This window comes from Mycobacterium sp. (genome assembly GCF_032159765.1).
Lineage (GTDB): Bacteria > Actinomycetota > Actinomycetes > Mycobacteriales > Mycobacteriaceae > Mycobacterium.
In genome coordinates, this window is record NZ_JAVHWM010000144.1 from 1 (window position 1) to 26,275 (window position 26,275).

25 protein-coding genes are annotated in these 26,275 nt (G+C 67.0%); 10 read left to right on the forward strand and 15 right to left on the reverse strand.

The annotated features are described in order from the left end of the window. The coding region (locus QOH60_RS17165; protein ID WP_526422499.1) for a malate synthase G at window positions 1-1,383 on the reverse strand (1,383 nt) is incomplete at its 3' end. 94 nt (window positions 1,384-1,477) lie between these two features. Here QOH60_RS17165 and QOH60_RS17170 point away from each other — a divergent pair. Continuing rightward, window positions 1,478-1,906 (forward strand): hypothetical protein, encoded by a 429-nt coding sequence (locus QOH60_RS17170; protein ID WP_526422501.1) that lies wholly within the window; start codon window positions 1,478-1,480, stop codon window positions 1,904-1,906. On the opposite strand, the gene QOH60_RS17175 is transcribed toward QOH60_RS17170, so the two are convergent. The 3 genes from QOH60_RS17175 to QOH60_RS17185 form a co-directional block, all read right to left on the reverse strand. Further along, a complete protein-coding gene (locus QOH60_RS17175; protein ID WP_526422503.1) occupies window positions 1,900-2,766 on the reverse strand; it encodes a 3-methyladenine DNA glycosylase in 867 nt (288 codons plus the stop codon). The genes QOH60_RS17170 and QOH60_RS17175 overlap by 7 nt on opposite strands. Continuing rightward, on the reverse strand, window positions 2,759-3,814 hold the full coding sequence (locus QOH60_RS17180) for a CBS domain-containing protein (protein WP_526422505.1): 1,056 nt from the start codon (window positions 3,812-3,814) through the stop codon (window positions 2,759-2,761). Before QOH60_RS17180 ends, QOH60_RS17175 begins: the two co-directional genes overlap by 8 nt. A gap of 64 nt (window positions 3,815-3,878) precedes the next feature. Then, complete coding sequence (locus QOH60_RS17185; RefSeq protein ID WP_526422507.1) at window positions 3,879-5,225, reverse strand: CNNM domain-containing protein; 1,347 nt, start codon at window positions 5,223-5,225, stop codon at window positions 3,879-3,881. 166 nt (window positions 5,226-5,391) lie between these two features. Here QOH60_RS17185 and QOH60_RS17190 point away from each other — a divergent pair, with 166 nt between their 5' ends. Then, on the forward strand, window positions 5,392-5,826 hold the full coding sequence (locus tag QOH60_RS17190) for an SRPBCC family protein (protein WP_526422679.1): 435 nt from the start codon (window positions 5,392-5,394) through the stop codon (window positions 5,824-5,826). Between the two features lie 11 nt (window positions 5,827-5,837). Here QOH60_RS17190 and QOH60_RS17195 read toward each other — a convergent pair whose 3' ends face one another. The 4 genes from QOH60_RS17195 to QOH60_RS17210 form a co-directional block, all read right to left on the reverse strand. Continuing rightward, complete coding sequence (locus QOH60_RS17195; RefSeq protein ID WP_526422509.1) at window positions 5,838-7,274, reverse strand: GuaB1 family IMP dehydrogenase-related protein; 1,437 nt, start codon at window positions 7,272-7,274, stop codon at window positions 5,838-5,840. 95 nt (window positions 7,275-7,369) lie between these two features. Beyond that, complete coding sequence (gnd, locus tag QOH60_RS17200) at window positions 7,370-8,830, reverse strand: NADP-dependent phosphogluconate dehydrogenase (protein ID WP_526422511.1); 1,461 nt, start codon at window positions 8,828-8,830, stop codon at window positions 7,370-7,372. A 52-nt stretch (window positions 8,831-8,882) separates the two neighbouring features. Then, a complete protein-coding gene (locus tag QOH60_RS17205) occupies window positions 8,883-9,821 on the reverse strand; it encodes a M56 family metallopeptidase (protein ID WP_526422513.1) in 939 nt (312 codons plus the stop codon). Window positions 9,822-9,835: 14 nt separating this feature from the next. Beyond that, on the reverse strand, window positions 9,836-10,246 hold the full coding sequence (locus tag QOH60_RS17210; protein ID WP_526422515.1) for a BlaI/MecI/CopY family transcriptional regulator: 411 nt from the start codon (window positions 10,244-10,246) through the stop codon (window positions 9,836-9,838). 175 nt (window positions 10,247-10,421) lie between these two features. On the opposite strand from QOH60_RS17210, the gene QOH60_RS17215 reads away from it, so the two are divergent. Both QOH60_RS17215 and QOH60_RS17220 read left to right on the forward strand, forming a co-directional pair. Further along, complete coding sequence (locus QOH60_RS17215; RefSeq protein WP_526422517.1) at window positions 10,422-11,150, forward strand: iron reductase; 729 nt, start codon at window positions 10,422-10,424, stop codon at window positions 11,148-11,150. 156 nt (window positions 11,151-11,306) lie between these two features. Further along, window positions 11,307-11,711 (forward strand): PaaI family thioesterase, encoded by a 405-nt coding sequence (locus QOH60_RS17220; RefSeq protein WP_526422519.1) that lies wholly within the window; start codon window positions 11,307-11,309, stop codon window positions 11,709-11,711. On the opposite strand, the gene ndh is transcribed toward QOH60_RS17220, so the two are convergent. The 3 genes from ndh to QOH60_RS17235 all read right to left on the reverse strand — a co-directional run bounded on the left by ndh (window position 11,708) and on the right by QOH60_RS17235 (window position 14,830). Beyond that, window positions 11,708-13,081, reverse strand: coding sequence for a type II NADH:quinone oxidoreductase Ndh (gene ndh / locus QOH60_RS17225; protein ID WP_526422521.1), 1,374 nt, complete (start codon window positions 13,079-13,081; stop codon window positions 11,708-11,710). The two genes, QOH60_RS17220 and ndh, sit on opposite strands and share 4 nt — an antisense overlap. Before the next feature lie 116 nt (window positions 13,082-13,197). Next, window positions 13,198-14,112, reverse strand: coding sequence for an LLM class F420-dependent oxidoreductase (locus QOH60_RS17230; protein WP_526422523.1), 915 nt, complete (start codon window positions 14,110-14,112; stop codon window positions 13,198-13,200). Window positions 14,113-14,155: 43 nt separating this feature from the next. Then, complete coding sequence (locus QOH60_RS17235) at window positions 14,156-14,830, reverse strand: SDR family oxidoreductase (protein ID WP_526422525.1); 675 nt, start codon at window positions 14,828-14,830, stop codon at window positions 14,156-14,158. Window positions 14,831-15,009: 179 nt separating this feature from the next. Here QOH60_RS17235 and QOH60_RS17240 point away from each other — a divergent pair, with 179 nt between their 5' ends. From QOH60_RS17240 to QOH60_RS17255, 4 genes are all read left to right on the forward strand, one after another. Further along, window positions 15,010-15,807 (forward strand): ABC transporter permease, encoded by a 798-nt coding sequence (locus QOH60_RS17240; RefSeq protein WP_526422682.1) that lies wholly within the window; start codon window positions 15,010-15,012, stop codon window positions 15,805-15,807. Continuing rightward, window positions 15,804-16,874, forward strand: coding sequence for a sulfate/molybdate ABC transporter ATP-binding protein (locus QOH60_RS17245; protein WP_526422527.1), 1,071 nt, complete (start codon window positions 15,804-15,806; stop codon window positions 16,872-16,874). The genes QOH60_RS17240 and QOH60_RS17245 overlap by 4 nt, the downstream gene beginning before the upstream one ends. 62 nt (window positions 16,875-16,936) lie before the next feature. Further along, the gene (locus QOH60_RS17250) at window positions 16,937-17,848 is read left to right on the forward strand and encodes an APA family fibronectin-binding glycoprotein (protein WP_526422529.1); all 912 of its coding nucleotides are present in this window, start codon (window positions 16,937-16,939) and stop codon (window positions 17,846-17,848) included. Window positions 17,849-17,870: 22 nt separating this feature from the next. After that, a complete protein-coding gene (locus QOH60_RS17255) occupies window positions 17,871-18,881 on the forward strand; it encodes a zinc-binding alcohol dehydrogenase family protein (protein ID WP_526422531.1) in 1,011 nt (336 codons plus the stop codon). Window positions 18,882-18,889: 8 nt separating this feature from the next. Here QOH60_RS17255 and QOH60_RS17260 read toward each other — a convergent pair whose 3' ends face one another. Further along, the gene (locus QOH60_RS17260) at window positions 18,890-19,636 is read right to left on the reverse strand and encodes a CPBP family intramembrane glutamic endopeptidase (RefSeq protein ID WP_526422533.1); all 747 of its coding nucleotides are present in this window, start codon (window positions 19,634-19,636) and stop codon (window positions 18,890-18,892) included. 106 nt (window positions 19,637-19,742) lie between these two features. On the opposite strand from QOH60_RS17260, the gene QOH60_RS17265 reads away from it, so the two are divergent. Continuing rightward, complete coding sequence (locus QOH60_RS17265) at window positions 19,743-22,082, forward strand: CaiB/BaiF CoA-transferase family protein (protein WP_526422535.1); 2,340 nt, start codon at window positions 19,743-19,745, stop codon at window positions 22,080-22,082. A gap of 4 nt (window positions 22,083-22,086) precedes the next feature. Further along, a complete protein-coding gene (locus QOH60_RS17270) occupies window positions 22,087-23,559 on the forward strand; it encodes an acetyl-CoA acetyltransferase (RefSeq protein WP_526422537.1) in 1,473 nt (490 codons plus the stop codon). A 4-nt stretch (window positions 23,560-23,563) separates the two neighbouring features. On the opposite strand, the gene QOH60_RS17275 is transcribed toward QOH60_RS17270, so the two are convergent. Genes QOH60_RS17275 through QOH60_RS17285 form a run of 3 tightly spaced genes read right to left on the reverse strand, consistent with a single transcriptional unit; the run spans window position 23,564 to window position 26,239 of the window. After that, the gene (locus QOH60_RS17275) at window positions 23,564-24,145 is read right to left on the reverse strand and encodes a hypothetical protein (protein WP_526422539.1); all 582 of its coding nucleotides are present in this window, start codon (window positions 24,143-24,145) and stop codon (window positions 23,564-23,566) included. A 2-nt stretch (window positions 24,146-24,147) separates the two neighbouring features. Then, the gene (locus QOH60_RS17280; RefSeq protein WP_526422541.1) at window positions 24,148-25,383 is read right to left on the reverse strand and encodes an NAD(P)/FAD-dependent oxidoreductase; all 1,236 of its coding nucleotides are present in this window, start codon (window positions 25,381-25,383) and stop codon (window positions 24,148-24,150) included. A gap of 22 nt (window positions 25,384-25,405) precedes the next feature. Next, window positions 25,406-26,239, reverse strand: a complete 834-nt coding sequence (locus QOH60_RS17285) for an alpha/beta fold hydrolase (RefSeq protein ID WP_526422543.1) — start codon at window positions 26,237-26,239, stop codon at window positions 25,406-25,408. Between the last annotated feature and the right edge of the window lie 36 nt (window positions 26,240-26,275).

A 26,275-nucleotide genomic window follows, 5' to 3' on the forward strand; every position in this document is an offset into this window, starting at 1 on the left:
GTTGATGAACGCGACCCGCGCACCCGCTTCGGCGATGCAGGCCTTGAGGTTGACGCTGGTGCGGCGCTCCTCGTCCATGATGCCGAGCTTGACGGTGTTCTGCGCCAGTCCGAGCATCGATTCGACGCGGCCGAACAGCTCGCTCGCGAAGGCCACTTCCTTCGGGCCGTGCATCTTCGGCTTGACGATGTAGATCGAGCCGGCGCGCGAGTTGCCGCGGCGCTTCAGGTCGACCATCGCGATCGTCACCGTGACCACCGCGTCGAGGATGCCTTCGGGGATTTCCTTGCCGCCGTCCCAGAGGATGGCCGGGTTGGTCATCAGGTGGCCGACGTTGCGGACGAACATCAGGCTGCGGCCGGGCAACGTGAATTCGCTGCCGTCGGGAGCCTTGTATTGACGGTCGTCGCTCAGCACCCGGGTGAAGCTTTTGCCGCCCTTGCTCACTTCTTCGGTGAGATCACCTCTGTTGAGCCCGAGCCAGTTTCGGTACCCGAGCACCTTGTCGTCGGCGTCGACCGCGGCGATCGAGTCCTCGAAGTCCATGATCGTGGTGACCGCGGACTCCAGGACGACGTCCTTGATGCCTGCTTTGTCGGTCTTGCCGACCGGGGCCTCCGGGTCGATGAGGATCTCGATGTGCAGCCCGTGATTGGCCAACAGCACCGACCAGGACGGGGAACCGAGCTCTCCGGTGTAGCCGACGAACTTCTCCGGGTCGGCCAGGCCGACGGTTTTGTCGCCTGAGTCACTTTCTGCTCCTCGCGTCCGCACGGCGACGTGCAGCTGGCCGTCCTCCAGCGACAGACCCGTGATATCGACCCATGACCCGGACTCCAGCGGAGCGGCATCATCGAGGAATTTGCGGGCGTACGCGATCACCTTGTCGCCGCGCACCGGGTTGTAGCTGTCGCCCTGTTCGGCGCCGTCGGTCTCCGGGATCACGTCGGTGCCGTACAGCGCGTCGTAGAGCGAGCCCCACCGCGCGTTGGCGGCGTTGAGCACAAACCGCGCATTGAGGATAGGGACCACCAGCTGCGGCCCGGCGGTCGACGTGATCTCGGCGTCCACGTTTGCCGTGGTCACCGCGAAATCCGCAGGCTCAGGCTGCAGATAGCCGATCTCTTCGAGGAACTGGCGGTAGGCGTCCTGGTCGATCGGCTCGATGACGCGCTGCCGGTGCCACTTGTCGATCTGGGCCTGCAGCTGGTCGCGGCGGGCCAGGAGATCCTGGTTCTGGGGGCCGAGATCGGCCACCACCTTGTCCACGCCGGCCCAGAACGAGTCGGGATCGATGTCAGTGCCGGGCAGCGCCTCGTTGTTGATGAAGTCGTACAACACCTTGGCCACCCGCAGGTTGCCGGTCGCCACCCGCTCGGTCATGAATCCTCCCCGAAGCTCGACAGGGTTGTCGTATCGACATAGCTTACCCAGCGGTAACGTCGTGTTATCCGACACGCCGCCGCGAGAGAGGCGTATGAACGCCAGGGATAAATGCGAGGCGTATTTCTTCTGCGCGGAGTGCGGCGAACTGGCGGGGCGTCTTGTGCTGTTACGCGGCGGCGAGCCGTCGACCGAACGGTCCCGGCCGGTCCTCGAGGCGCTCGCGGAAATCGACGCGATCGTCCGGCCCAGGGATCAGGCCGCGCTGGTCATCGATGCGATGTTCAGTCCGGAAAGCCTGCCCGTACTCGACCACAAACTGCCGGGTGTTGCCGCCGCGCTCGACTCGGGTGACGCCGCGGCGCTGTATGCGCTCAGCATGTCCTATGTGCCCTTCTACTGCGACCACTGCGAGGTGTCCTATTGCCAGTGGCACTGGTCGCCGCGCCGGTTCGAGGACGGCGACATCGAAGGCATCGAGGGCAATTGCCCGAAGGGCCATTTCCGCCTGTTCCGCTATTGAATCCGGTTGGCTTCCAACAGAGTCCGGCAGCGGGTGATCAACGCTTGCCGCAGCTCCGCGGCGCGTTCGGCTATCGCCGCCTGGTCGCGAACGTATTCGGCTCGGCCCGAGGCTGATTCGACGCAGATCGGCTGGTAGCCGAATTCGCGCAGGTCGTATGGGCTGGCGCGCATATCGAGAACCCTTGCATCATAGGCTAATTCGAATGCATCCAGCACCACGCCTGAGTCGATCAGCGGAAGGAGCTTGACGCCCCACTTGTAAAGGTCCATCGATGCGTGTACGCAGCCCGGCTGCTCGGTGGCGGGCTGCGCCTGCCGGGTGAGCTCGATGTTGTTGCGCGGGCGCGCGGCGTCGGTGAAGAAACGGAATGCGTCGAAATGGGTGCACCGCAACGGAAGTGACTCGACAACCGCGTCGGTGCCGCCCGCGCCGAGCCGCAAGGGCACCCCGCGATGCCTGACGTCGTCGGCGGGGGACCGGTACACCATCGCCCACTCGTGCAGCCCGAAGCAACCGAAGTGCGGGGCTCGGCCGGCGGTTGCCTCGAGCAGCCCCGCCACGAACTCGATCGTTGCGCGCCGATGCAGCAACAACTTCGGATCGACGGTGATCCCTTGGTCGGTCCGCGTGTACCCGGTCATCACCGACGCGTGCCCGCTCAGAACGACACCGAAGCCGGGGTGCCAGCGCTCGAGTTGCCCGGGCCGCAGCGTGTAGTACGTGAACAGGAAGTCGACTACGGGGTCTGCGACGCCGCCGGACCGCCGCTGCCGGTAGGGCCCCAGGATCGTCGCCACGCGCTTTCGGTGAAGGTCGCGTCGCTGCGTCCAGTCGACCTCGTCGAGAACCTCAGACACGATGCGTTCCGTCGCGCACGGTGCCCACCAGGTCCTCCACCAGATTCTCCATCGTCACGATCGCGACCACGCCGTCCCCTTGACCGGTGACCAGTGCAAGGTGGGCATTGTTGCGACGCAGATGGGACAACGCATCGGGCAACGACAGCGCCTCGGACACCTCGGGCAGTGGCCGCACGGTCGAGCTGTCGACGACGGCGTCGGGATCGTCGACGGCGGGCAGTACATCCTTGATGTGCACGTAGCCCAGAAATTTTCCCGACGCGTCGACGACTGGGAAGCGGGAGTAACCGGTCTCCACGAGGGCGTCGGTGATCGCCGCGACAGTCGGGCCGTCGCTGCCCGGGTCGACCTTCACCGTCCGCATCTTGTCCAGTGGAATCGCGACGTCGGCGACCCTGCGGTTGCGGATCTGCAGTGCCCGGGACAGCCGCATGTGCTCTTCCTGGTCGAGCAGGCCCTCCGAGCGCGACTCGGCGATCATCTCGGACAACTCGACCAGCGAAACCGTGTTCTCGAGTTCGGTCTTGGGCTCGACCCGCAGCGCCCGCACCGCCACGTGCGCACACCAGTCGTAGATCGCGATCACCCAACGCGTCGCGCGCACCCACACGAGATAGGGCGGTACGAGCAGCATCGCGGCGGACTCCGGGCCGGCGATCGCGATGTTCTTGGGCACCATCTCGCCGAGCAGCACATGCAGCACGACGACGATCGTGATCGCGACGACGAATGACACCGTATGCAGCACCGCGACGGGCACGCCGACCAGGTCGAAGGGTTTCTCCAGCAGGTGCGCCACCGCGGGTTCGCCGACGCGGCCCAGCAGTATCGAGCACACCGTGATGCCGAGCTGCGCCCCGGCCAGCATCACGGAGAGGTCCTGCCCGGCGCGAATGACCGTCACGGCGCTGCGCTTGCCCTGTTCGGCAAGGGCCTCGAGCCGGTCGCGGCGTGCCGAGATCAGCGCGAACTCGGCGCCTACGAAGAATGCATTCGCGAGCAACAGCAGCAGCGTCAGCAGAACCGAAAGGATGTCAGCGGTCACCGGCACCGCTTCCGTTGCTCTTCGCGCAAGCGCTCATCGCTTCCTTTGCTCTTCGCGCAAGCGCTCATCGGCGCTCCTGCTTGCCCAGTTCGACGAGATCCAGCTGGTCGATGCGCCTGCCGTCCATTGTGAGCACGGTCGCGCGCCAGATGACGGGGTCGTCGCCCAGATCGGGATCGAAGGCCTTGAGGTCCACCGACTCGCCCGGCGTGGGAATGCGGCCGAGCTTCTCCATGACCAGCCCGCCGATGGTCTCGTATTCGCCCTCGTGACCGCGGAATCCCGTCTGTTGGGCCACTTCGTCGATGCGCAAGAGGCCGGACACCCGCCAGCCGTCGCCCGCGCGAACCACGTCAGGTGTCGGCTCGTCATGCTCGTCGCGGATGTCGCCGACGATCTCCTCGATCAGGTCTTCCATCGTCACCATGCCGGCGATCCCGCCGTATTCGTCGGCGACGAGCGCGGTCTGCAGCCCGTTGGCGCGTATCTGCGCGATCAGCGCGTCGCCGTCGAGCGTCGACGGCACCACCTCGAGTTTGCGGGCCACCGCGGACAGCCGGGTACGGGCAAGTTCGTCGTGCGGCACCAGGAAAACCTGCTTGATGTGAACGAGGCCGATGGTCTCGTCCAGATCGCCTTCGGTGACCGGGAACCGGGAATAGCCGGTCTCCCTTGACTTTGCGACGAGGTCGACCATCGTGTCGCCGGCGTCCAGCGACTCGATCTCGGTCCGCGGTGTCATCAGCTCCTCTGCGATGCGCGAGCCGAACTGCAGCGACCGGTCGACCAATGCCGCAGTGTCTCGATCAAGCGACCCGCGCTCTGCCGAATTCCGCACCAGCGAGCCGAGTTCCTGCGGCGATCGCGCTGAACGCAACTCCTCTGCAGGCACGACGCCGAGCCGGCGAAGGATCCAGTTCGCGGCGCCGTTCGTGAGATGGATCAGCGGCGTGGACAGCAGCGAGAACAGCAGTTGCGGGCCCGCGACAACGCGAGCGGTCGGCAGCGGCCGCGCCACGGCGAGATATTGGGCCATCAGCTCGCCGAAGACCATCGACACCGACGTGGCGATCAGCAGGGCCAGCGCCAACGCGGTCCCGTCGATCCAGTTCGGCGGCACCGACATGGCAGTCAGCACCGGTTGCAGGAGCCGGGCCAACAGCGGCTCGGCGAGGAAACCGGTGATCAACGTCGTGATCGAGATACCGATCTGCGCGCCGGACAACTGGAACGACAGTGTGCGGTGAGCACGCTGCACCAGTCGATCGCGGCGGTCGCCTGCGCGTGCGTTGGCGTCGACGGTGCTGCGCTCCAGCGAGGTGAGCGAGAACTCCGCGGCGACGAAAACGGCTGTCCCAGCCGTCAGAACGACGAACGCCAGCAGGCCGAGCAGGACGACGGTGACGCTCATCGCAGGCTCGGGGGATCGCAGCCGGGCTGCGGCACGTGGTCCCTTTCACTTGGTCACGACGACGCGTCCGCGGCGCCGACGAAGCACTTATGTTATCTCGGCGGGGGGCTCGCGCTCAGCGCACGTCGTCCTACTATCAGGCCATGGATGGCTCGTGACAGTGACGATGGCGGCGCCCCCCGACAAGATCTGGGATCTGGTGGCCGACGTACGCAACACCGGCAAGTTCTCGCCCGAGACCTTCGACGCGGAGTGGCTCGACGGCGCCACCGGTCCCGCACTGGGCGCGAAGTTTCGCGGGCACGTCAAGCGCAACGAGGTCGGGCCCACATATTGGACGACCTGCCGCGTCACCGCGTGCGAGCCGGGCAAGGAGTTCGGTTTCGAGGTGCTCCTCGGCGACAGGCCGGTCAACAACTGGCACTACGGGTTCACCGCGCGCGACGGCGGCACCGATGTCACGGAGTCGTTCCGGATGACCGAATCCGCATTCACCCGGCTGTACGGGCTGAGCCCGATCGGCTATCTACGACGGCGCCGCAACCTACGGGACATGCAGAAGACGCTCGAGGGCATCAAGGCCGTCGTCGAATCGGACTGACCGCCAGGGCGTCACCAACCGCTGGGCAGGGGGTGTCCCTCGGCGAAGCCGGCCGCGGACTGCACACCCACCAGGGCAAGCTCGTGCAGCTCCGCCAAGCTCGACGCGCCGACGTACGTGCACGTGCTGCGCAGCCCTGAGGTGATGTGGTCCAGCAAGTCCTCGACGCCGCCGCGGTCGGGGTCCAGGCCCATCTTCGACGTCGAGATGCCTTCCTCGAAAAGCGCCTTGCGTGCCCGCTCGTATGAGCTGTCAGCCGCGGTGCGCGCGGCCACGGCGCGCTTGGACGCCATCCCGTAGCTCTCCTTGTACGGCTGATCATCGCGGTCGACCAACAGATCGCCCGGCGACTCGTACGTGCCGGCGAACCACGACCCGATCATCACGTTCGACGCACCGGCTGCCAGGGCCAACGCTACGTCGCGGGGATGGCGCACGCCGCCGTCGGCCCAGACGAACCCGCCCAATTGCGAAGCCGCTTGGGCACATTCGTACACCGCGGAGAACTGTGGCCGGCCCACGCCGGTCATCATTCGCGTGGTGCACATCGCGCCGGGACCCACCCCGACCTTGACGATCGTCGCTCCCGCGGTGAGCAGGTCCGTCGTGCCTTCCGCAGACACCACGTTGCCCGCGGCCACCGGCACGCCGAGGTCCAGTGAGGTCACGGCTTTGATCGCGTCGATCATCTTGGCCTGATGGCCGTGCGCGGTGTCGATGACCAGCAAGTCGACGCCCGCCTCGACCAGCTCAATGGCCTTCGCGCCGACGTCGCCGTTGATGCCGACGGCCGCCGCGATCCGCAATCGGCCCTTGGCGTCAAGAGCCGGGGTGTACATCCCCGCGCGCAGCGCGCCTCTACGGGTCAGCACCCCCGCCAGCGTGCCGTCGGGCTCGGTGAGCACGGCAACATCGACCTGGGCGTGCTCGAGCAGGTCGAACACCTGCCGCGGGTCGGTTCCTGCCGGGGCGGTGACGAAGTCGTTGAGAAGGACGTCACGCACCCGGGTGAATCTGTCGACGCCCGCGCAGACGGCGTCGGTGACGAGGCCGATCGGGCGGTCCTCGAAAACCACCACCGCGGCACCGTGTGCGCGCTTGTGAATCAACGCGCAGGCATCGGACACGGAGTCGTCAGGCTCGAGCGTGACGGGGGTGTCGACGACGAGATCGCGGCTCTTGACGAAATCGACGGTGTGCTTGACCACGGTGATGGGCAGGTCCTGCGGTAACGCGACGAGACCGCCCCGGCGGGCGACGGTTTCGGCCATCCGGCGGCCCGCGACCGCAGTCATGTTCGCCACCACCACCGGGATGGTCGTGCCCGACCCGTCGACGGTGGACAGGTCGACGTCGAAGCGCGACGCCACGTCCGAACGATTCGGGACGATGAAGACGTCGTTGTACGTCAGGTCGTAGCGGGGCGGATGTCCCTCGAGAAATCGCACATTGAAGAGTCTAGTGGTGCGCTCCTACCACCGAGCAGACGCAAAATCGCACGATATGGACGCCGGAAGTGCGACTCTGCGTCTGCTCGCGGAGATCAGGCCTCGACCTCGCTGCGGTCGCCGCTCCACAGCGTGTGGAACTTCTTGTCGGGATCGGCGTCGATGCGGCCGTAGGTGTGCGCTCCGAAGAAGTCCCGAAGGCCCTGGGTGAGGGCAGCAGGCAGGCGCTCGGTGCGCAGCGCGTCGTAGTACGACAGGGCTGAGCTGAAGCCTGGGATCGGGATGCCGAGCTGGGTGGCGGTGACGACGACGCGGCGCCAGCTGTCGATCGCGGACTCGATCGCGTCGCGGAAGTAGGGCGCCACGATCAGCGTCGGCAGATCCGGGTCCTCGTCGAACGCTTCCTTGATCCGGTTCAGGAACTTCGCGCGGATGATGCAGCCGCCGCGCCAGATGGTGGCCAGGTCGCCGGGGGTGATGCCCCAGTCGTACTCGGCGCTGCCAGCCTGGATCTGGTTGAAGCCCTGCGCGTACGCGATGATCTTCGACGCGTACAGCGCCCGGCTGACATCGTCGGTGAACTTCGCGGCGTCGCTGGGCTTTTCGCCGAGATCACCGGACGCCAGACCGGTGGTGGCCTTTCGCTGTGTGACCGAACCGGACAGCGCGCGGGCGAACACGGCCTCGGCGATGCCCGTGACCGGGATACCGAGGTCGAGCGCGGACTTCACGGTCCAGCGGCCCGTACCCTTCTGCTCGGCCTCGTCCAGGATCACATCGACCAGCGGCTTGCCCGTCTTGGCGTCGGTTTGGCGCAGCACTTCGGCGGTGATCTCGATGAGGTAGCTGTCCAGATCGCCCTTGTTCCATTCAGCGAACACATCGGCGATCTGTGGGGCCGCCAATCCGAGCCCGTCACGCAGCAACTGGTACGCCTCGCCGATCAGCTGCATGTCGGAATACTCGATGCCGTTGTGCACCATCTTCACGAAGTGGCCCGAGCCGTCCGGGCCGATGTGTGTGCAGCACGGCACACCGTCGACGTGCGCGGAGATCTCCTCCAGCAGCGGGCCGAGCGACTTGTACGACTCGGCGGGGCCGCCCGGCATGATCGACGGGCCGTTCAGCGCGCCCTCCTCGCCGCCGGAGATCCCGGCGCCGACGAAGTGCAGGCCGCGATCGCGCATGGCCTTCTCGCGGCGGATGGTGTCGGTGTAGAGCGCATTGCCGCCGTCGATGATGATGTCGCCCTTTTCGAAGACGTCGGCGAGTTCGTTGATGACGGCGTCGGTCGGGTCGCCCGCCTTGACCATAATCAGGGCGCGCCTCGGCTTCTGCAGCGCCGCAGCGAATTCGGCCATCGTCTCAGTGCGCACGAAGTTGCCCTCAGACCCGTGATCCGCCAGCACCGCGTCAGTTTTTGCTACCGACCGGTTGTGCAGGGCGACCGTGTAGCCGTGATGGGCGAAGTTACGCGCGATGTTCGAACCCATCACCGCCATTCCGGTGACGCCAATCTGCGCGGTGCCGTTGGTGTCTGCGTCTGGAGGCGTCATCGGGTGCCTTTCGTGTTCGGTTGTGGTGCAGGGCTTCTGCGTCGGGAAGGGACTACACCGCGATAAGCCGGTGCAATTCGGTCAGCCAGGGGATCGCCAAAGCGATTGTCGGGACGACCAATACGGCGGCGGCGGCCAGGTACGCGCCCGTCGCCACCAACAGACTGTTCCCACGCCCCCCGAGTCGGCGCACCCGCACCACCGTGCTCGGACCGCCCGCGGCCAGCGCGCCGGACGGCGTCGGGCCTGCGGCGCACGTTACGAGCGCCCGGGCGAGGGGAGTGGGGCCGGCGGCGCGCACCGCGGCGTCGTCGGCCAGCATCTCGACCAGCAACCGCACCGCGTCGAGCGCCCTCGCGCTGCGGACGACGCGCGGAAATGCCGCGTGCACGGCGGTGAACATCTCCAGAACCAGGTCATGACGGGCACGCAGGTGCGCGCGCTCATGACGCAGGATCGCGGTGAACTCCTTGTCGCTCAACGTGTTCAGCGCGCCCTTGCTCACCACGACACGGCTGCGCACTCCGGGCAGGCAGTAGGCCAGCGGTAGCCCGACATCGAGAACCCGTAGATGGGCGGTGCCTAAGGCGCCCCCGTCGCGGCACTCGCCCAGCAGGTCGACGAGCATGCGATGGTGGGCGCGCCGGCGCCGCGTCGCGATCGCCACCTGCAGCACCGCAACGGCGAGCCGCGCGCCGATCAGCACGGTGATGGCGAAGACAGTGATGTAGGTCAGCCAGAGCGGCAGACCGAGTGCGGCGACCTCGCTGGTGATCGTTGCCGTCGGCCGCCCGTCCGGACCTGGCACCAGCAACCGGCTCGCGATCGCGATTCCCGCGCTGAACGCCGACAAGACCGCGGCCACCGCCACCGCCTGCCACAACACCACGGCGGCACGTGGCGCACGCATCGGCCACGACGCCCGCGCCAGCATCTCCGGCACTGGACCTACGAGGAGCAGCGCGAGAAGGGCGAAGGCCAGCGCGGACACGCGGTTAGTCTCCCTCAGCCGGTGTCGGGACTGCTACTCGACGGTTGGTGTTTTTCTTCGAGTTCAGCCAACGCTCGACGCAAGGCCGCGGCTTCGTCAGCGCCCACTCGCTCAACGAAGTAGACCAGCGCCGCCTCGCGACTTCCCGAGTCGGCCGCCTGATCGAGTGCATCGACCATCAGGCCGGCCACGAGTTCGTCGCGACCATGCGTCGGGGCGTAGCGGTGAGCGCGGTCGTCGCGGTGCTGCACGACGAGGTTCTTCTTGGCGAGCCGCTGCAGGACGGTCATGATCGTCGTATACGCGAGATCGCGCTGTGCAGACAGCGCCTCGTGCACCTGGCGGACCGTTTGGGGTTCGGACGACGACCACAGGTGGTCCATGACTGTGCGCTCGAGTTCACCCAACCGCATCAACTTAGCCATGTCGTATTGCTCCTCGCGCCAACAGGGTCATGTCCTGCACGCCTTCGCTCCCAAGCCTACTACTCGGTTACTACCCGGCGTCGTACCTGTCTAGGCCGACACTCTGGCAAAACCCATCGAGCTCCGTTATGGTTAGGCTACCCTAAATTATCATTCGCTCTGCGTAGGAGGTCCCGTGACCGTGCTCGTCGACGATCCACTCGTCGCCGCAATGGTGATCGCGGATCCGCTGCCATTGCACGAATCCAGCCGCCGGCTGCGGGAACTCAATCCGGTCAGTCCGCGGGTCTACGGGGTCGCGGTCATGGCCGACGTCGGTCGGCGGCGCTGGTGGCCGCTGGCGTCTGCCCTCACCTCCGACCGGCTGCGGACGATGTATCTGGGAGCGATCGAGGAAGTCGACGGCCGCGCCGCCGCATCTCAGCTCGCCGCGACGCTGGCGTACACCGTCGTCGGCCGGGTCGCCGCTCTCGTGGTTCTGGAGGGGCGCGCCTGGGATCCTGGTTTGGAAAATCTCTGGGTGCACTCCGACTCGGAAGACGCGATCGACTGGGCGGCCGTCGTCGACGCGACATTGCGGGTGCTGCCGGACGACCCCGCCGGAGACCACAGGGCCGTGCGGCTGCCGAGCGAAGCCGCGCTGGCAATGTGGACTGCGCATCGGTGCCACCGGGCGCTGCAGCCGCTGTTCGAGCATGTGCACGTGATCAGCCGCGGGGCGGTGCCGATTTCGGCGATGTGGGCCCAGGTCGGATCGGCGCTGGTTTCGATAGCGACGCAGATTCCGGTGCTGGCCGCTTCCTGCGAGGTCGCCGGGATGCGCCGGGCGCAGGCGATGCTGGATGCGTTCGTCTCCTTTGGGCTTCCGGTTCGCGGGATCGTGCGGAAGGGCTTGCTTAATTAGGCAAGCCTTACCTATTCTCAATCAAACTGAATCGAAAGGACCGCGCCGGAGTCCTGAGGGCTGCAGTGACTCCCGGTCCATCCAAACCGGGGCCCCGCGGCATTTTGTCGCGGGGTCCCGTCTTTCGGCCGTTCAGCGGCGGTGTAGAACTCCCATGTGTCAACTGCGCCGCCGCCCGACATCAACCGGGGCTTCGACAGCGAGATCGGCCTGGAATTTCTCGAGGTCACGCCCGATGCGGGTCGGGCCCGTCTGACGATCACCGACAAACTGTTGCAGCCGTGGGGGATCGTCCATGGCGGCGTCTACTGCGCGATCATCGAAAGCCTGTGCAGCGTATGTGGACACACGTGGCTGGCTGAGCATGGCGGCGGGACCGTGGTCGGGGTCAACAACAACACCGACTTCCTGCGCGCGATCCGAGGCGGCACAGTCCACGCCGTTGCGGTTCCAATTCATCGCGGCCGCCGTCAGCAGCTATGGGTGGTCACGATCACCGACGAAAACGAGAAGGTGGTCGCGCGAGGGCAGGTCCGGCTACAGAACTTGGAGACGGCCTAGCTCGCCGCCGCTTCGCTCTGCACCGATGCGGCGATCTCCTCCAGTGCCTCTATTCGCGTCCGCGCGAACGCCTGCTGCTCGGTGACCGTCAACTGACCGCGGTTGCGGCCCAGGAACGTCACGGTCCACGACATCAGCGTGGTGATCTTCGTCTTGAACCCGACCAGGTAGACGAGGTGCAGGCCGAGCCATGCCAGCCACGCCAAAAAGCCGCCGAATTCCAGCTTCCCGACCTTCGCGACCGCGTTGAAGCGCGACACCGTGGCCATCGAGCCCTTGTCGAAGTACTGGAACGGTTCGCGCTTGGTCGGGTCGGCGCCCTTGAGCTCCGACTTGATCGCTTTGGTTGCATATTTCGCACCCTGAATCGCGCCCTGCGCCATGCCAGGCACGCCTTCGACCGCCGCCATGTCGCCGATCACGAACACGTTGGGGTGGCCCGGAACGGTCAGGTCCGGCAACACTTTCACCCGCCCGGCGCGGTCGAGCTCCACCGACGACTGCTCGGCCAGCTGCTTGCCCAGCGGGCTGGCCGACACACCGGCCGACCACACCTTGCAGGCAGACTCGATGCGACGGGTCGTGCCGTCGGAGTCCTTGACGGTCAAGCCATTTCGGTCGACGTTGGTGACCATCGCACCCAGCTGAATCTCAACGCCCATCTTCTCCAGACGGGCCGCGGCTTTCTTGCCGAGCTTCTCGCCCATCGGGGGCAGCACCGCCGGTGCCGCGTCCAAAAGGATCACGCGAGCCTTCGTCGAGTCGATGCTGCGGAACGAGCCCTTGAGCGTGTGCTCCGCGAGCTCGGCGATCTGACCCGCCATCTCGACACCCGTGGGGCCGGCGCCGACGACGGTGAACGTGAGCAGCTTCTCGCGTCGCGACTGATCGCTCGATCGCTCGGCCTGTTCGAACGCAGACAGGATTCGGGACCGCAGCTCCAGCGCGTCGTCGATCGTCTTCATGCCGGGCGCGAACTCGGCGAAATGGTCGTTGCCGAAGTAAGACTGGCCCGCGCCGGCCGCGAGAATCAGCGTGTCGAACGGCGTCACGTACGTGTGGCCGAGCAGCTCGGACGTCACTTTCTGGTTCGCCAGATCGATGCCCGTGACGTTGCCGAGGAGCACCTGAGCGTTCTTCTGCCGACGCAGGATCACCCGGGTCGCGGGCGCGATCTCGCCCTCCGAGATGATCCCGGTCGCGACCTGATACAGCAGCGGCTGGAACAGGTGGTGCGTGGTGTTCGCGATCATCTTGATATCGATATCGGCACGCTTGAGCGCCTTGGTCGCGGTCAGCCCGCCAAAACCCGAGCCGACGACGACGACTCGGTGCTTCGGTGCCGCCGTGGTGGCGGGAGTGGCGTTCATGCTGGCTCCTCGACTGCGCAGAGACTGCTTGCACCCTCCACGGTAGTCCGGCCGTCATCGCCAGTCGCAGGCTTTGGCTGTGTGATCCGCCACCCCGAGAAGGTGGCGTGCAGAGGTCAGCTGACCAGCGCGTTGAGTGCCTTGCCAGTACTCGCCACGATGCCGGGTGAGTAGAACGGCATGTTGATGACGACGCCCTTGATCCCGACGTCGAAGACCTTGGTCTTGATCTGGTCGGCCACCGATTCGGCACTGCCGACCACCATGCGCTGAGTCATCTCGGCGGGGACCTGATCGGCTGAGGCGTTGTCGTCGACAAGCGCGGTGATCAGCATGCTGGTCTCGATGGTGTCGGGATCGCGTCCAACGTCCTCGCAGCGCTGCTTCAGTGCCTCGAGCTTGCGGGGGAGCTCGTCGAATCCGGCGATCACGTTGACGTGGTCGAAGTGCTGGGCGGCCAGCCGGAACGTCTTCTTCTCGCCGCTGCCGCCGATCAGCAACGGAATGTGGTCGCGGAAGCGGGGATTCGCCATCGCCTCTTGGGTGTGGTACCAGTCACCCGAAAACGTCGGCCGGTCCCCTTTGATCATCGGCAGGATGATCTGCAGCGCCTCCTCGAGCCGGTTGAACCGGTCGGTGAAGGTGCCGAACTCGAAGCCGAGCTGATCATGCTCGAGTTCGAACCACCCGGTGCCGATGCCCAGGATCGCGCGCCCGCCGCTGATGACGTCGAGGGTGGTGATGATCTTGGCCAGCAGCGTCGGGTTGCGGTAGGTGTTGCCGGTCACCATCGTGCCGAGCTGAACCTTCTCGGTGGCCGTCGCGAGAGCGCCGAGCGCGGTATAGGCCTCCAGCATCGGCTGGTCGGGGCTACCGAGCATCGGCAGTTGGTAGAAGTGGTCCATCACGAAGACGGAGTCGAATCCGCCTTCCTCTGCCTCTTGCGCCTGGCGGATGACCGTTGGGAAGAGCTCGGAGACAGGGGTGCCGTAGGAAAAGTTGGGGATCTGATAGCCGAGTCGAATCGTCACGCTTTCGACAGTAGTCCCGCTACGCAGGCGGCGTGTTGCGTGATCAGCGCCAGTTGGCCAGCGCGCCGTGGCTTGCGTGCAGGGTCTGGCCGGTGATGTGACGAGCCGCCGGCGTCGTCAAAAACAAAGCGAGCTTTGCGATTTCGGCAGCTGCGCTGGCTGGCATGCCGGTAGCGAGCCCGTCGTAGGAGGGCTGTGCGCTCCGGCCGGATGCGACGGTGTTGATCGTGATTCCGCGGGTGCCGAAGTACTCGGCCTGTCCGCTGGTCCAGTCCGACAACGCGGCCTTGACCGCCGCCTCGGCACTGCCAGGCCGCGGGTTCTCCTCGATCACGTTCACGATCGCGCCGCCGGCCTGGATGTGGTCACCGATGGCGTTCACCATCAGGACCGCGGCAAGCACGGTCGCGTCCAGGTTGTTCCGCCACGCGGCGGCGCGTTGACCCAGCGTGTACGCACGCGGATCGCCCGGGTCGAAGGCCGGAGCAGGCACGTTGATGACCGTGTCGAGATGGTGGGGCAGCAGCGGAATCGCCTCGGCCAGACTGGCCGGATCGGTGCAGTCGCACACAACGGCGTCGAGATCCAATTCCTTGGCTGCGACCTCCAGGTCGTCACGGCGAGCGCCGGTCAGGACCACGCGGTGGCCCTCGTCGCGAAAGCCCTCAGCGATCACCCGCCCGAGATCGGTATCGCCGCCGGTGACGAGCACCTCCATCGCATAGCCTCCTCAAACCACGCAAACAACACTGTCGACGCCTGATGTTACTGGACGGTAGCTTGTCCGTGCGTTCGGGCACAAGCGACGCGCCGGGCAGTTGTCGGCGACTCCGCGGCCGCAGGTCCTGATCTGCGCTTTAGGGTTGGTCCGTGACTCGGCTCCGGCTCCGCCGCGGCATCAGCCGATCCAGCCGGTTGCCGGCGTGGCTGTACGTTCCGGCCGCCTTGGGTGTTGCGTTCGTCGCCGTGCCACTGATCGCGATCGCGGTCAAGGTCGACTGGCCGCATTTCGGGGGCCTGATCGCGAGCCCGTCGTCGCGGCTTGCCCTGTTATTGAGCCTGCGCACCGCCGCCGCCAGCACAGCTCTGTGCCTGGTACTTGGGGTGCCGATGGCGCTGGTCCTGGCACGCAATGACGGACGACTGGTGCGTTTTGTCCGGCCGCTGATTCTGCTGCCGCTGGTCCTTCCGCCCGTTGTCGGCGGTATCGCGCTGCTCTACGCGTTCGGCCGGCTCGGATTGCTCGGCAAATACCTGGACGCGGCCGGTATCCACATCGCGTTTTCGACCACGGCGGTGGTACTGGCGCAAGCTTTCGTGTCGTTGCCGTTCCTGGTCATCGCCCTGGAGGGGGCGGCGCGCAGCGCCGGCGGGCGCTACGAGGACGTGGCAGCGACGCTGGGAGCGCGACCGACGACGGTGTGGTGGCGGGTGACGATGCCACTTCTGATCCCCGGCCTGACCGCTGGGGCCGTGCTGGCGTTCGCGCGATCGCTCGGAGAGTTCGGCGCGACGCTGACGTTCGCGGGCTCCCGCCAAGGGGTGACGCGCACCCTTCCGCTCGAGATCTACGTGCAGCGAGAGACCGACGCCGACGCCGCAGTCGCGCTGTCCGTGCTTCTCATCCTCGTCGCTGCGGTGGTCGTGATGGCCGTCGGCGCACGACGGCTCGGCGCGGGACAGCACGCGCAATGACGGGTCTGCAGGTCCGCGCCCAGGTGCGTCAGCGCGGCGTCGACGTCGAATTCGATGTGGCGCCGGGCGAGGTCGTCGCGCTGATCGGGCCGAACGGCGCAGGCAAATCCACGGTCGTGCACACGATCGCCGGCTTGCTGTGGCCGGATCGCGGTCGTGTCCAGTCGGGCACCCGGGTGCTCACCGACACCGATTCGGGAGTGTTCGTGCCCGCGCATGCGAGGCGGATCTGCCTGATGCTGCAGGACGCGCTGTTGTTTCCGCACCTGTCGGTCCTCGACAACGTCGCCTTCGGTCCGCGCAGCCGCCGCGTCGGCCGACGGCACGCGCGTCAGACAGCGCAGCGCTGGCTCGCGCAGGTCGACGCCGCAGAGCTGGCCGAACGGGCGCCGCGTGAATTGTCGGGCGGGCAGGCGCAGCGGGTTGCCGTCGCCCGCGCCCTGGCCGCCGATCCCGACGTCCTGCTGCTCGACGAGCCTCTCGCGGGTCTCGATATCGGGGCTGCCTCGGCGATCCGGACGGTGTTGCGGCCGGTGCTGACGCGCGAAAGCAAGGCCGCGGTGCTGATCACTCATGACCTGATCGATGTGCTGACCCTCGCCGACCGGGTGCTGGTGATGGAATCGGGACGGATCATCGAATCTGGGCCCGCCGCACAGATAGTCACAGCGCCTCGCAGCAGCTTCGCCGCCCGGATCGCGGGTGTGAACCTGGTCAACGGAACGATCTCACCCGACGGATCGCTGCTCGCCGCCGACGGCACTCGGTGGTACGCGCAGAATCCGCCTCCCGGCGGGGCGCGAGCGGTCGCGATCTTCACACCGTCCACGGTCGCCGTGTTCCGCGACGCGCCCCACGGCAGCCCCCGGAATTCGGTGCCGGTCATCGTGGCCGCGTTGGAGGTCAGCGGATCGAGCGTGCGGGTGCGGGCCACGGCGCAGTCCGATGGTTCGCCAGGACTGGCGGCCGACGTCACGGCCGAGGCGGCAGCGGAGCTGCGGCTCGCAACCGGCGACCGGCTGCATTTCGTCGTCAAGGCACATGAGGTCGCGATTCAACCGGTCTGACCCGCCCGGATTCACATCATCTCTTACTTGCGTCACGGCGGTAACACGGTACGTTCGTCATCATGAGAGACCCGGAGGGGAAAACACCACGCACGGGGGCGTGGCGAAGAGTTGCCGTCATTGCACTTGCCGCGGCAGTCACGCTGCCGATCGGTGTGGCCAGCGCTGATCCCGCGCCGCCACCGCCGCCGTCTGACACTGCGAACCCGCCGGCCGACCCGGGTGGTGATCCGCCACCGGCTCCCGGCGCGCCGCCGCCAGAGGTGCCTCCGGGCACCCCGCCGCCGGATGCCGGCGCTCCGCCGGCCGCCGAGCCGGGCCGCGTCAACGTGCCCGCGGGCGGATTCAGCTACGTCCTGCCTGCCGGCTGGGCCGCAGGCGACGCGACGCGAATCAGCTACGGACAGGCGGTGCTGCTGAAGGTGCCGCCGCAGGGCGGAACGCCTCCGGCCGACACCAGCGTGTTGCTTGGCAAGCTCGACCTGCGGTTGTTCGCCGGTGCCGAGCAGGACAACCAGAAGGCCGCGATCCGGCTGGCGTCGGACATGGGGGAGTTCTACATGCCCTTCCCCGGAACGCGGGTGAATCAGGCAACCGACACCTTCGATGTCGCCGGGATGCCAGGCGCCTCGGCGTACTACGAGGTGAAATTCACCGACACGAACAAACCCAACGGTCAGATCTGGGCTGGTGTGGTCGGCACGATCACGCCGCGCCAGGGGGCCCAGCCGGCGCAGAACAACCGCTGGTTCGTGGTCTGGCTCGGGTCGGCGACCAACCCGGTTGACGCGGCCGCGGCGAAGGCACTGGCACAGTCGATCAGGCCCTACACCGCACCCCCGCCGCCACCCCCACCAGAGCCGGGCGCTCCGCCGGATCCGAACGCGCCCCCGGCCGCTAACCCGCCGCCGCGAGTCGGGGTGCCCGTGCCGGTGAATCCGGATACCGCGCCGGGAATGGTCCCCGCGGGATAGCGCGCAGGTCGGCGACGCGTCGATGACGCGGACCATGACGGCCTGGCGGGTGCGCCTGCCCGGCCCCATGACGACCCGGCCGTTGGAGCGCGTCAGTGCTGACGTCCCGCGTCCTGGCAGCGACGAGCTCCTGGTCGCCGTGCGGGCCTGCGGGGTGTGCCGCACCGACCTGCACGTGACCGAGGGCGACCTGCCCGTGCATCGCAAGGGCGTGGTCCCTGGCCACGAGGTGGTCGGCGAAGTCGTCGAAGTCGGCGAGGCGGCTTCGGGCTTCTCAGTGGGTGACCGCGTGGGGATCGCCTGGCTGCGGCACACCTGCGGAGTGTGCAAGTACTGCGTGCGCGGAACCGAAAACCTCTGTCCCTATTCGCTTTACACCGGCTGGGATGCCGACGGTGGCTACGCCGAATTCGCCACTGTGCCGGCTGCGTTCGCCCTGCGGCTGCCCGACGGCTACTCCGACGCCGAGCTGGCACCGCTGCTGTGCGCAGGCATCATCGGGTATCGGTCCCTGCAGCGCGCCGACGTCGCCCCGGGCGGACGGCTGGGGCTCTACGGGTTCGGCGGCAGCGCGCACATCACCGCCCAGGTTGCGCTGGCACAGGGCATCGAGGTGCATGTGATGACGCGCGGGACCGCCGCGCAGGAGCTTGCGCGCGCGCTCGGCGCAGCCTCGGTGCAGGGTGCCGCGGACCCGCCGCCGGTGGCGCTCGACGCGGCGATTCTGTTTGCGCCGGTGGGCGATCTGGTCTTGCCTGCGCTCGAGGCGCTCGACCGCGGCGGCACGCTGGCGATCGCGGGGATCCACCTCACTGACATCCCGGCACTGAACTACCAGCGGCATCTGTTTCAGGAGCGACAGCTCCGGTCGGTGACGTCGAACACCCGGGCCGACGCGCGCGAGTTCCTGGCGTTCGCCCAGCAACACCGCATCGAGGTCAGCCACCCGACGTACCGGCTCGGTGACGCCAATCGAGCCCTCTCGGATCTGGCAGACGGCCGGATCGCAGGTGCCGCGGTGCTGTTGCCCTGACCTTGGGGTCAGGACGCCAAGTGAAACACGAACGCCGCGGCCAGTGCGCCCAAGCCGTTCAGCGACCAGTGCAGCGCGATCGGCGCGATCAGGCTGCCACTGCGCTTGCGCAGCCAGGTGAAGACGAAACCGGCGACCCCGGTCGCCACGACCGCTAACAGGATGCCGATCACCTCGCCGAGAAACCCAGCCCCGAACAGCCTGGTAAAACCCACGTTATTGCTGGTCAAGCCCAGTGACGTGGCGATATGCCACAACCCGAAGAGCATCGACCCGGCCGCCGCGACGCCGCGGAAACCCCACGCCCGGTCCAATGTCCCGTGCAGCGCTCCCCGGAACGCAATTTCCTCCGGAATCACTGTCTGCAACGGGATGATCACCATCGATGCGATCAGTGCACCCGACACCGTCGCGTAGTGGTTGTTCATGAACATCGGCCGCGTCAACGGCAGCAGCGCGCCCACCGCAAGCACCGTGAGGACCAGCACCACGGCACCGACCGCGTACCACACGCCGGTCTTCCAATGCTCTCGGCCCAGACCCAGCTCGGACCAGCCCAGCCCACGGGATTTCAGCAGCACGAGCAGACCCAGCGCGGCAGCAGGCACGGTGGCGACGCTCGCCCACGGCGTCGTGAAATGCGCGATGAGGTTCGTCAGCGCCAGCACCACGACGACCACGGCGATGTCGAGGTAGACACGGAAGTGGTGCAGCGCCGCCAGCTGTGAGACGACTGGGTGAGGCTGTTCAGCCATGCTGACGACGGACATGGTGGCGACGAGTTTACCTGCCCTTCACCATCGCGCGTGCCGCGGATTCACTCCCGCGGACGCAGATGGCGCTGCATTACGCTGACGAACCGTGCTGGAAGAGGCCGTGCCGCAGCCGGGCGATGTGCCGCTGGCCGGAGTACGCGTACTGGACCTCGCTACCGGCCACGGCGACGCGGTGACCCGCTTGTTCGGCGATCTCGGGGCCGACGTCCTCAAGATCGAGGCGCCCGGCGGCAGCCCCGCCCGCCATGCGCTGCCCGCGGTCGCCGGTGCCTCGATCGCGTTCGCACTGCACAACGCCAACAAGCGCAGCGCGATATTGGATCCCGCCCTCGAAGACGACCGCCGGCAATTTCTCGACCTTGTCGCGGGCGCCGACATTCTGGTCGACGACGGCATACCAGGGCAGGCGGCAGCCTTCGGAGCGGCATGCGCGCAACTGGCCCGGCAATTCGATCACCTCGTCGTGCTCTCGGTCACCGACTTCGGCACTACGGGACCGCATGCCGCGTGGCAGGCCACCGATCCTGTCCTGTACGCGATGTCGACCGCGCTGTCGCGGTCGGGCCCGCCGAACGGTGCGCCCGTTCTGCCTCCGGACGGTATCGCCTCGGCGACGGCGGCAGCGCAGGCCGCCTGGGCGACGCTGGCCGCGTACTACCATCGGCTTCGTTGCGGCACAGGCGATTACATCGACTTTTCGCGGTACGAAGGCGTGGTGCAGGCCCTCGATCCGCCGTTCGGCGCGATGGGTCAGGCGGCGTCGGGACAGAAACCGTCCGGCGCCTGGCGCGGCAGGCCGCGCAATCAGGACGTCTATCCGATCTTCGCGTGCGCCGACGGATACGTGCGGCTCTGTGTACTGTCGCCGCGGCAGTGGCACGCGATGCGCGCGTGGCTGGGCGAACCGGAAGAATTCCAGGACTCGCGGTTCGACACGATCGGCGCGCGGTTTTCGGCCACTCGCGAGATCGGCGCGCTCACCGCAAAGTTGTTCGCCGACAAGACCATGGACGAGCTCGTGGAATCCGGGCAACGGTACGGAATCCCGGTCGCGGCGGTGCTGACACCGGCAGAGGCCTTGTCGTCGGAGCACTTTCGCTCAGTGGGTGCGTTGACGACGGTGGAACTTGCGCCTGGGGCGACGGTCGACGCTCCCGCTGGGCCCTTCGTCGTCGATGGTCAGCGGATGGGTTTGCGGACCGCTGCGCCGTCGGTGGGAGCGGATACCGCCGCATGGGCTGGCGCGGCTGTATCAGCCACCGCCAGAGCTCAATCCGGCGACAGGCCGTTCGACGGACTACGGATACTGGACCTCGGAATCATCGTCGCCGGGGGAGAGCTCGGGCGGTTGTTCGCCGACCTCGGGGCAGAGGTGATCAAGGTCGAAAGCGCCGCCTATCCCGACGGTCTGCGGCAGTCCCGTGCGGGCCAGGCGATGAGTGAGTCCTTCGCCTGGACCCATCGCAACGAGTACGGCCTCGGTTTGGATCTGCGGAACCCCGCCGGCGCTGCGATTTTCGCTCGCCTCGTCGCAAAATCGGATGCGGTGTTGGCCAATTTCAAGCCGGGAACGCTTGCTGCACTTGGCTTTCCATACAGCAAGCTGCGAGAGATCAACCCGGGCATCGTTGTTGCCGAGAGCAGCGCCTTCGGCGACACCGGCCCGTGGAGCAACCGGATGGGATACGGACCGTTGGTGAGGGCGGTCACCGGTATCACCCGCCTGTGGACGGGCGACGACGCCCCCGACGGCAGACCGCCATTTCTGGACGCGGTCACGATCTTCCCCGACCATGTCATCGCACGCATCGCCGCGATCGCCGCGCTGGCCGCCGTGGTGCGCCGTGACCGCACCGGTAACGGCGCACACGTACACATTTCGCAGGCCGAGGTCGCGGTCAACCAGCTTGACACCACGTACGTCGCCGAGCAAGCACGGGTAGCCGGGTTTGCGGTGTCAGAGGACCCGACGACGCATCTGGTGTGTCCGTGTGCGGGCGATGACGAGTGGTGCGCGGTCTCGCTTACCGACGACGACTGGTCCGCCGCCGTGGACGCTGCGGGCGGCACCGACCTCGCCGCATGGGCAAAGTCGCTGGACAAGTTCGCTGTCGCCGAACGCCTGCAGGCAGCCGGCGTGCCTGCAGGCCCGATGAACCGAGCCGCCGATGTCCTCGAAGATCCGCAGGTGCGGCGCCGAAAGGTGTTTGCCGACATGGCACATCCGCTATTCGACGTGCCGCTGCCCGCCGAGGTCGGCCCCGCGCCGTTTTGCCACATCCCACCTGCCGAACAACGACCGGCGCCGATGCCCGGGCAACATACCCGTGAGGTGTGCCACAAGGTGCTCGGTCTCGACGCGGCCGAAATCGACAGCCTGATCGACGATGGCGTGCTGTTCGCACCGCCGCCACTACGGAAGTGAGTTGATGTCAATACAATCCAGGACACCGGTACTGATTGCCGCCGGGCAGGTGAACGAGCGCAGCGAGGACGAAGCGCCGGATCCGATCGGTCTCATCGCGGCCGCTGCGCGGGCTGCCGCGAAACCTCTTGTGCTGGAGTCCGTCGACTCCATCCGGATCGTGAGCATTCTGGGGTGGCGCTACCGCAACCCGGGTCTGCTGCTTGGCCCCCAGATCGGCGCGACCCGGTACACCTCCCATTACAGCGGCGCGGGCGGCAACGTTCCGCAGTCGCTGATGAACCAGGCCTGCTTGGACATTCAGCGCGGGGAGGCCGACGTCGTGCTGATCGGCGGAGGCGAAAGATGGCGTACGCGACTGCGTTTGCGCGCCGAGGGAAGAAAACCGGACTGGCCGGTACAGGACGACACGGTGCCGCTCGCCGAGGGCGGCGACGAACTGCAGATGTTCGGGGCCGCCGAAGAGCGGATTAAGCTCCTCCTGCCGGTCCACGTCTACCCGATGGTGGAGGAGGCTCTGCGGATCGCCGCCGGCGAGCGCCCGGATGACCACCGGCGGCGCATCGGCGAATTGTGGTCGCAGTTCAGCGCGGTCGCCGAACAGAACCCGAATGCGTGGGTGCGCCAGCGCTATACGGCGGAGGAGATCTGGCAGCCGCGGCCGGACAACCGGATGATCAGCTGGCCGTACACGAAGTTATTGAACTCCAACAACATGGTGGAGCAGGCCGCCGTCATGATCGTGGCCTCTGCCGATGCCGCCCGGCGGCTCGAGGTTCCATCCGACCAGTGGGTGTTCCCCTACGCGGGAACCGATGCGCACGACACCTACTCGTTCGCGGAGCGGTTCGACCTGCACACCTCGCCCGCGATCAGAATCGCGGGCCGGCGGGCGCTCGACCTGGCGGGCTGCGGTATCGGCGACGTAGAACACGTCGACCTCTACTCGTGCTTCCCGTCTGCGGTTCAGGTGGCCGCCGCGGAACTGGGCCTGCCCGTTGGCGATCCGAGCCGGCCGCTCACCGTCACCGGCGGCCTCACGTTCGCCGGAGGCCCGTGGAACAACTACGTCACGCACGCCATCGGGACGATGCGCGACCGGCTGATCGAGAAGCCCGGCAGCCTCGGCTTGATCACCGCCAACGGTGGGTTCTTGACCAAGCACAGTATGGGTGTCTACAGCACCACCCCGCCGGAGCATGAATTCCGTTGGGAGGACGTTCAATCGGAGGTCGACCGGGAACCGACTCGGCAAGCAGCCGTGGAATTCGACGGCATGGGCACCGTCGAGGCCTGGACCACGCCGTACGATCGCGACGGCAATCCGGAGAAGACGTTCGTCGCCGTGCGCACACCGGCAGACGCGCGAACACTCGCGGTGATGACGTCCTCGGCCGATGTCGAGGCGTCGATCAGCGAAGACATCGCGGGCGCCAAGGTCCAGGTGAACATCGACGGATCCGCGGCCCTGGCCTAAGGGATCAACCGGGCACCGGCGTGTATTCGGGAACGAAGCTCTCGGGCGAGAACGTAAAGCCCTGACGGCTGAATTCACTCTGGCAGGACACCCCCGACTCCTGCACGTTGCAGCGGAAACCGGCCGCCGCCAGCGTCGTGCCGAACGTCAACGTAAGCGGCTTGCTTGCCGGCGGAGAGAACCCGGGTGGTGGCAGCCGCACGAACTCGGGCGCCCCGTCGTTGCCGATTTGAACGGCATTGGGCGCGATGTCCTGGCCGTCGCCGTCGTGAACCGTGGCGGGAGCGCCCGTGATTCCAAGCGCCCCGGCCGCGGACTGACAGCCAGCAGACGAATGGGGGATGATCGCACAGTTCCACTTGCCGCTGGGCGTCGTGAAGTAGTAGCCGTTGACGGTGTCGGTGTTGACGTGGAAATCGAACGCGTTCGCAAGATGCGGATCGAGTCCTTGCGCGGGCTCAGGCTGCGGTGGCGGAGCGACAGCTTCGGGGCGCGGGCCTTGCGGTGTGTTGATGATATTCGAATTCGCGCACGCCGCAGCGAACGTGGCGGCCGCCATGTATACCGCGACTCGTGCTGAGACCACTGCTAGTCGCCGCCCGATGTCGTCAACGGGATCTGCAGGTCGGTCAGCTGCGTCACCGTCGCCGGCTGCCGCGAGCGGATCATTGCCTTGATCTCGTCGACGACGTCCCAGACGTTGACGTTCATCCCCGCCAAGACCCTGTTCTGGGCGTCGAGCCAGAACGCGATGAACTCGCGCTTTTCCACGTCACCCCGGAACACCACCTGCGCGTAGTCCGGCGCGTGACCGACGTACTCCATCCCGAGGTCGTACTGATCGGTGAAGAAGTAAGGCAGTTCGTCGTATTCGGCAGTCCCGCCCAGCATGTTCTCCGCAGCGATGGCGGGCTGATTGAGCGCGTTGGCCCAGTGCTCGGTGCGAATCCTGGTGCCGAAGAACGGGTGCTGCGCCGCTGCGATGTCACCCACCGCGAAGATGTCGGGATCGCTGCTGCGCAGTGCCGCGTCCACCAGGACACCACCGTCGCCGATCTCCAGCCCGGCCTGTTCGGCGATCTCGATATTGGGCGCGGCGCCGACCGCGACGAGCACCGCGTCGGCAGGAATCGTCGTTCCGTCGGCGAGCCGCAATCCCGTCGCGGTGCCAGATGAGGTGGTGATTTCGTCGACGTTGGTCTCGAGGTGCAGATGCACCCCGTGCTCGCGGTGCAGGTCGGCGTACACCTGGGCGGCCTCGGCGCCGAGTGCCCCCAACAGCGGAAGCCGCGCCGCCTCGACGACGGTGACGTCCACACCGTGGCTGCGAGCGCCGGCCGCCACCTCGAGACCGATCCACCCCGCGCCGACGATCGCGAGCGCGGAACCCTCGCGCAGAACCGATTTCAGCTCAGCCGCGTCATCGTAAGAGCGCAGGTAGTGGACACCGACGGCATCGGCGCCGGGAATCCGCGGGCGTCGCGACCGCGAACCGGTGGCAAGCAGCAGTTTGTCGTAGCCGACGGTGGCACCGTCGGCCAGCACGACCGTGTGCGTCGGCCGGTCGATCGCGGTGATCTCCGTGCGGGATCTGAACTCGACGTCCGAATCGCGGTACCAGGCCGAATCGTGAACGGTGAAGTCCTCGAGCGACTTCTTGTCTGCGAGAAACTCCTTGGATAGCGGTGGCCGCTCGTAGGGGAGATGATCCTCCATCCCCATTATCACGATGCCTCCGTCAAAATCGTTGGCCCGCAATGCCTCTGCTGCCTTAGCCGCCGCGAGGCCACCCCCGGCGATCACGAATGTCGACGTCGTTGTCATCTCAACGACGTTACTCGAAGAGCTATCGTTCGACGCGCGCGGACGGGTCCTTCCAGAACTCGCGGATGATGTCGGCGAGTTCGTCTGCGGCGGCCAGGATCGGTGCGATGTGTCCGTCGGCCCCCAGCTCGGCATACGCTGCGTGCGGCATTCGTGCGGCAGCGGTCCGGGCCTGCTCTGCGGTCAGCATCGGGTCCGATCGCGCTGCTAATACCAACGTCGGAACGTCGATCGTGGGCAGCACGTCGGTGATATCCGGGCGGTTGAGCATCACGGCGCGCATCGCGCGGTACATGCCGGTGCGCGGCGCGTTGCGCAGCGCCCGCATCACGAACTCGGTGTCGTCAGGCCGTGAGCGAATGAAGTCCGGTCCGAGAAGGGTTTTGGCCACGCCGTTGACGAGCAGTGGAATTGCGCCCACCCCTCGATACGCCCAGACCATCGGCACGATCTTCGCGCGGTCACCGCGGGTCAGCGCGTGCGCGGGTGTCCCGATGGTCACGAGACTGCGAACCCGCTGCGGGCTCCGCGCGGCGAGCATCAGGCCGACGTGGCCGCCCCACGCGTTGCCGACCCAGTCGACCGGCCCGTCGACGCCTAGGGCGTCGAGCACCTCAAGCGCCGCGTCGGGCACCGCGTCGAAGCTCAAATCCGCTGGGGGCGTGCCACTTTGGCCGTGGCCGGGCCCGTCGATCGAAATCAGGGTGCGATCTGACTGCAGCAGGGGCCGCAACCGGCACCAGGACGTCGAATCGACGAACAGACTGTGCCAGAGCACCGCGGGTGGCCCGTCGCCGTCGACCTCAACGTGCAACGTGCCCACACCGGTCGTCACCTGATCTCGCGTTCGCGTCATGGCCGCTCCATTACTTCGGAAACAGAAGCTTCGGCT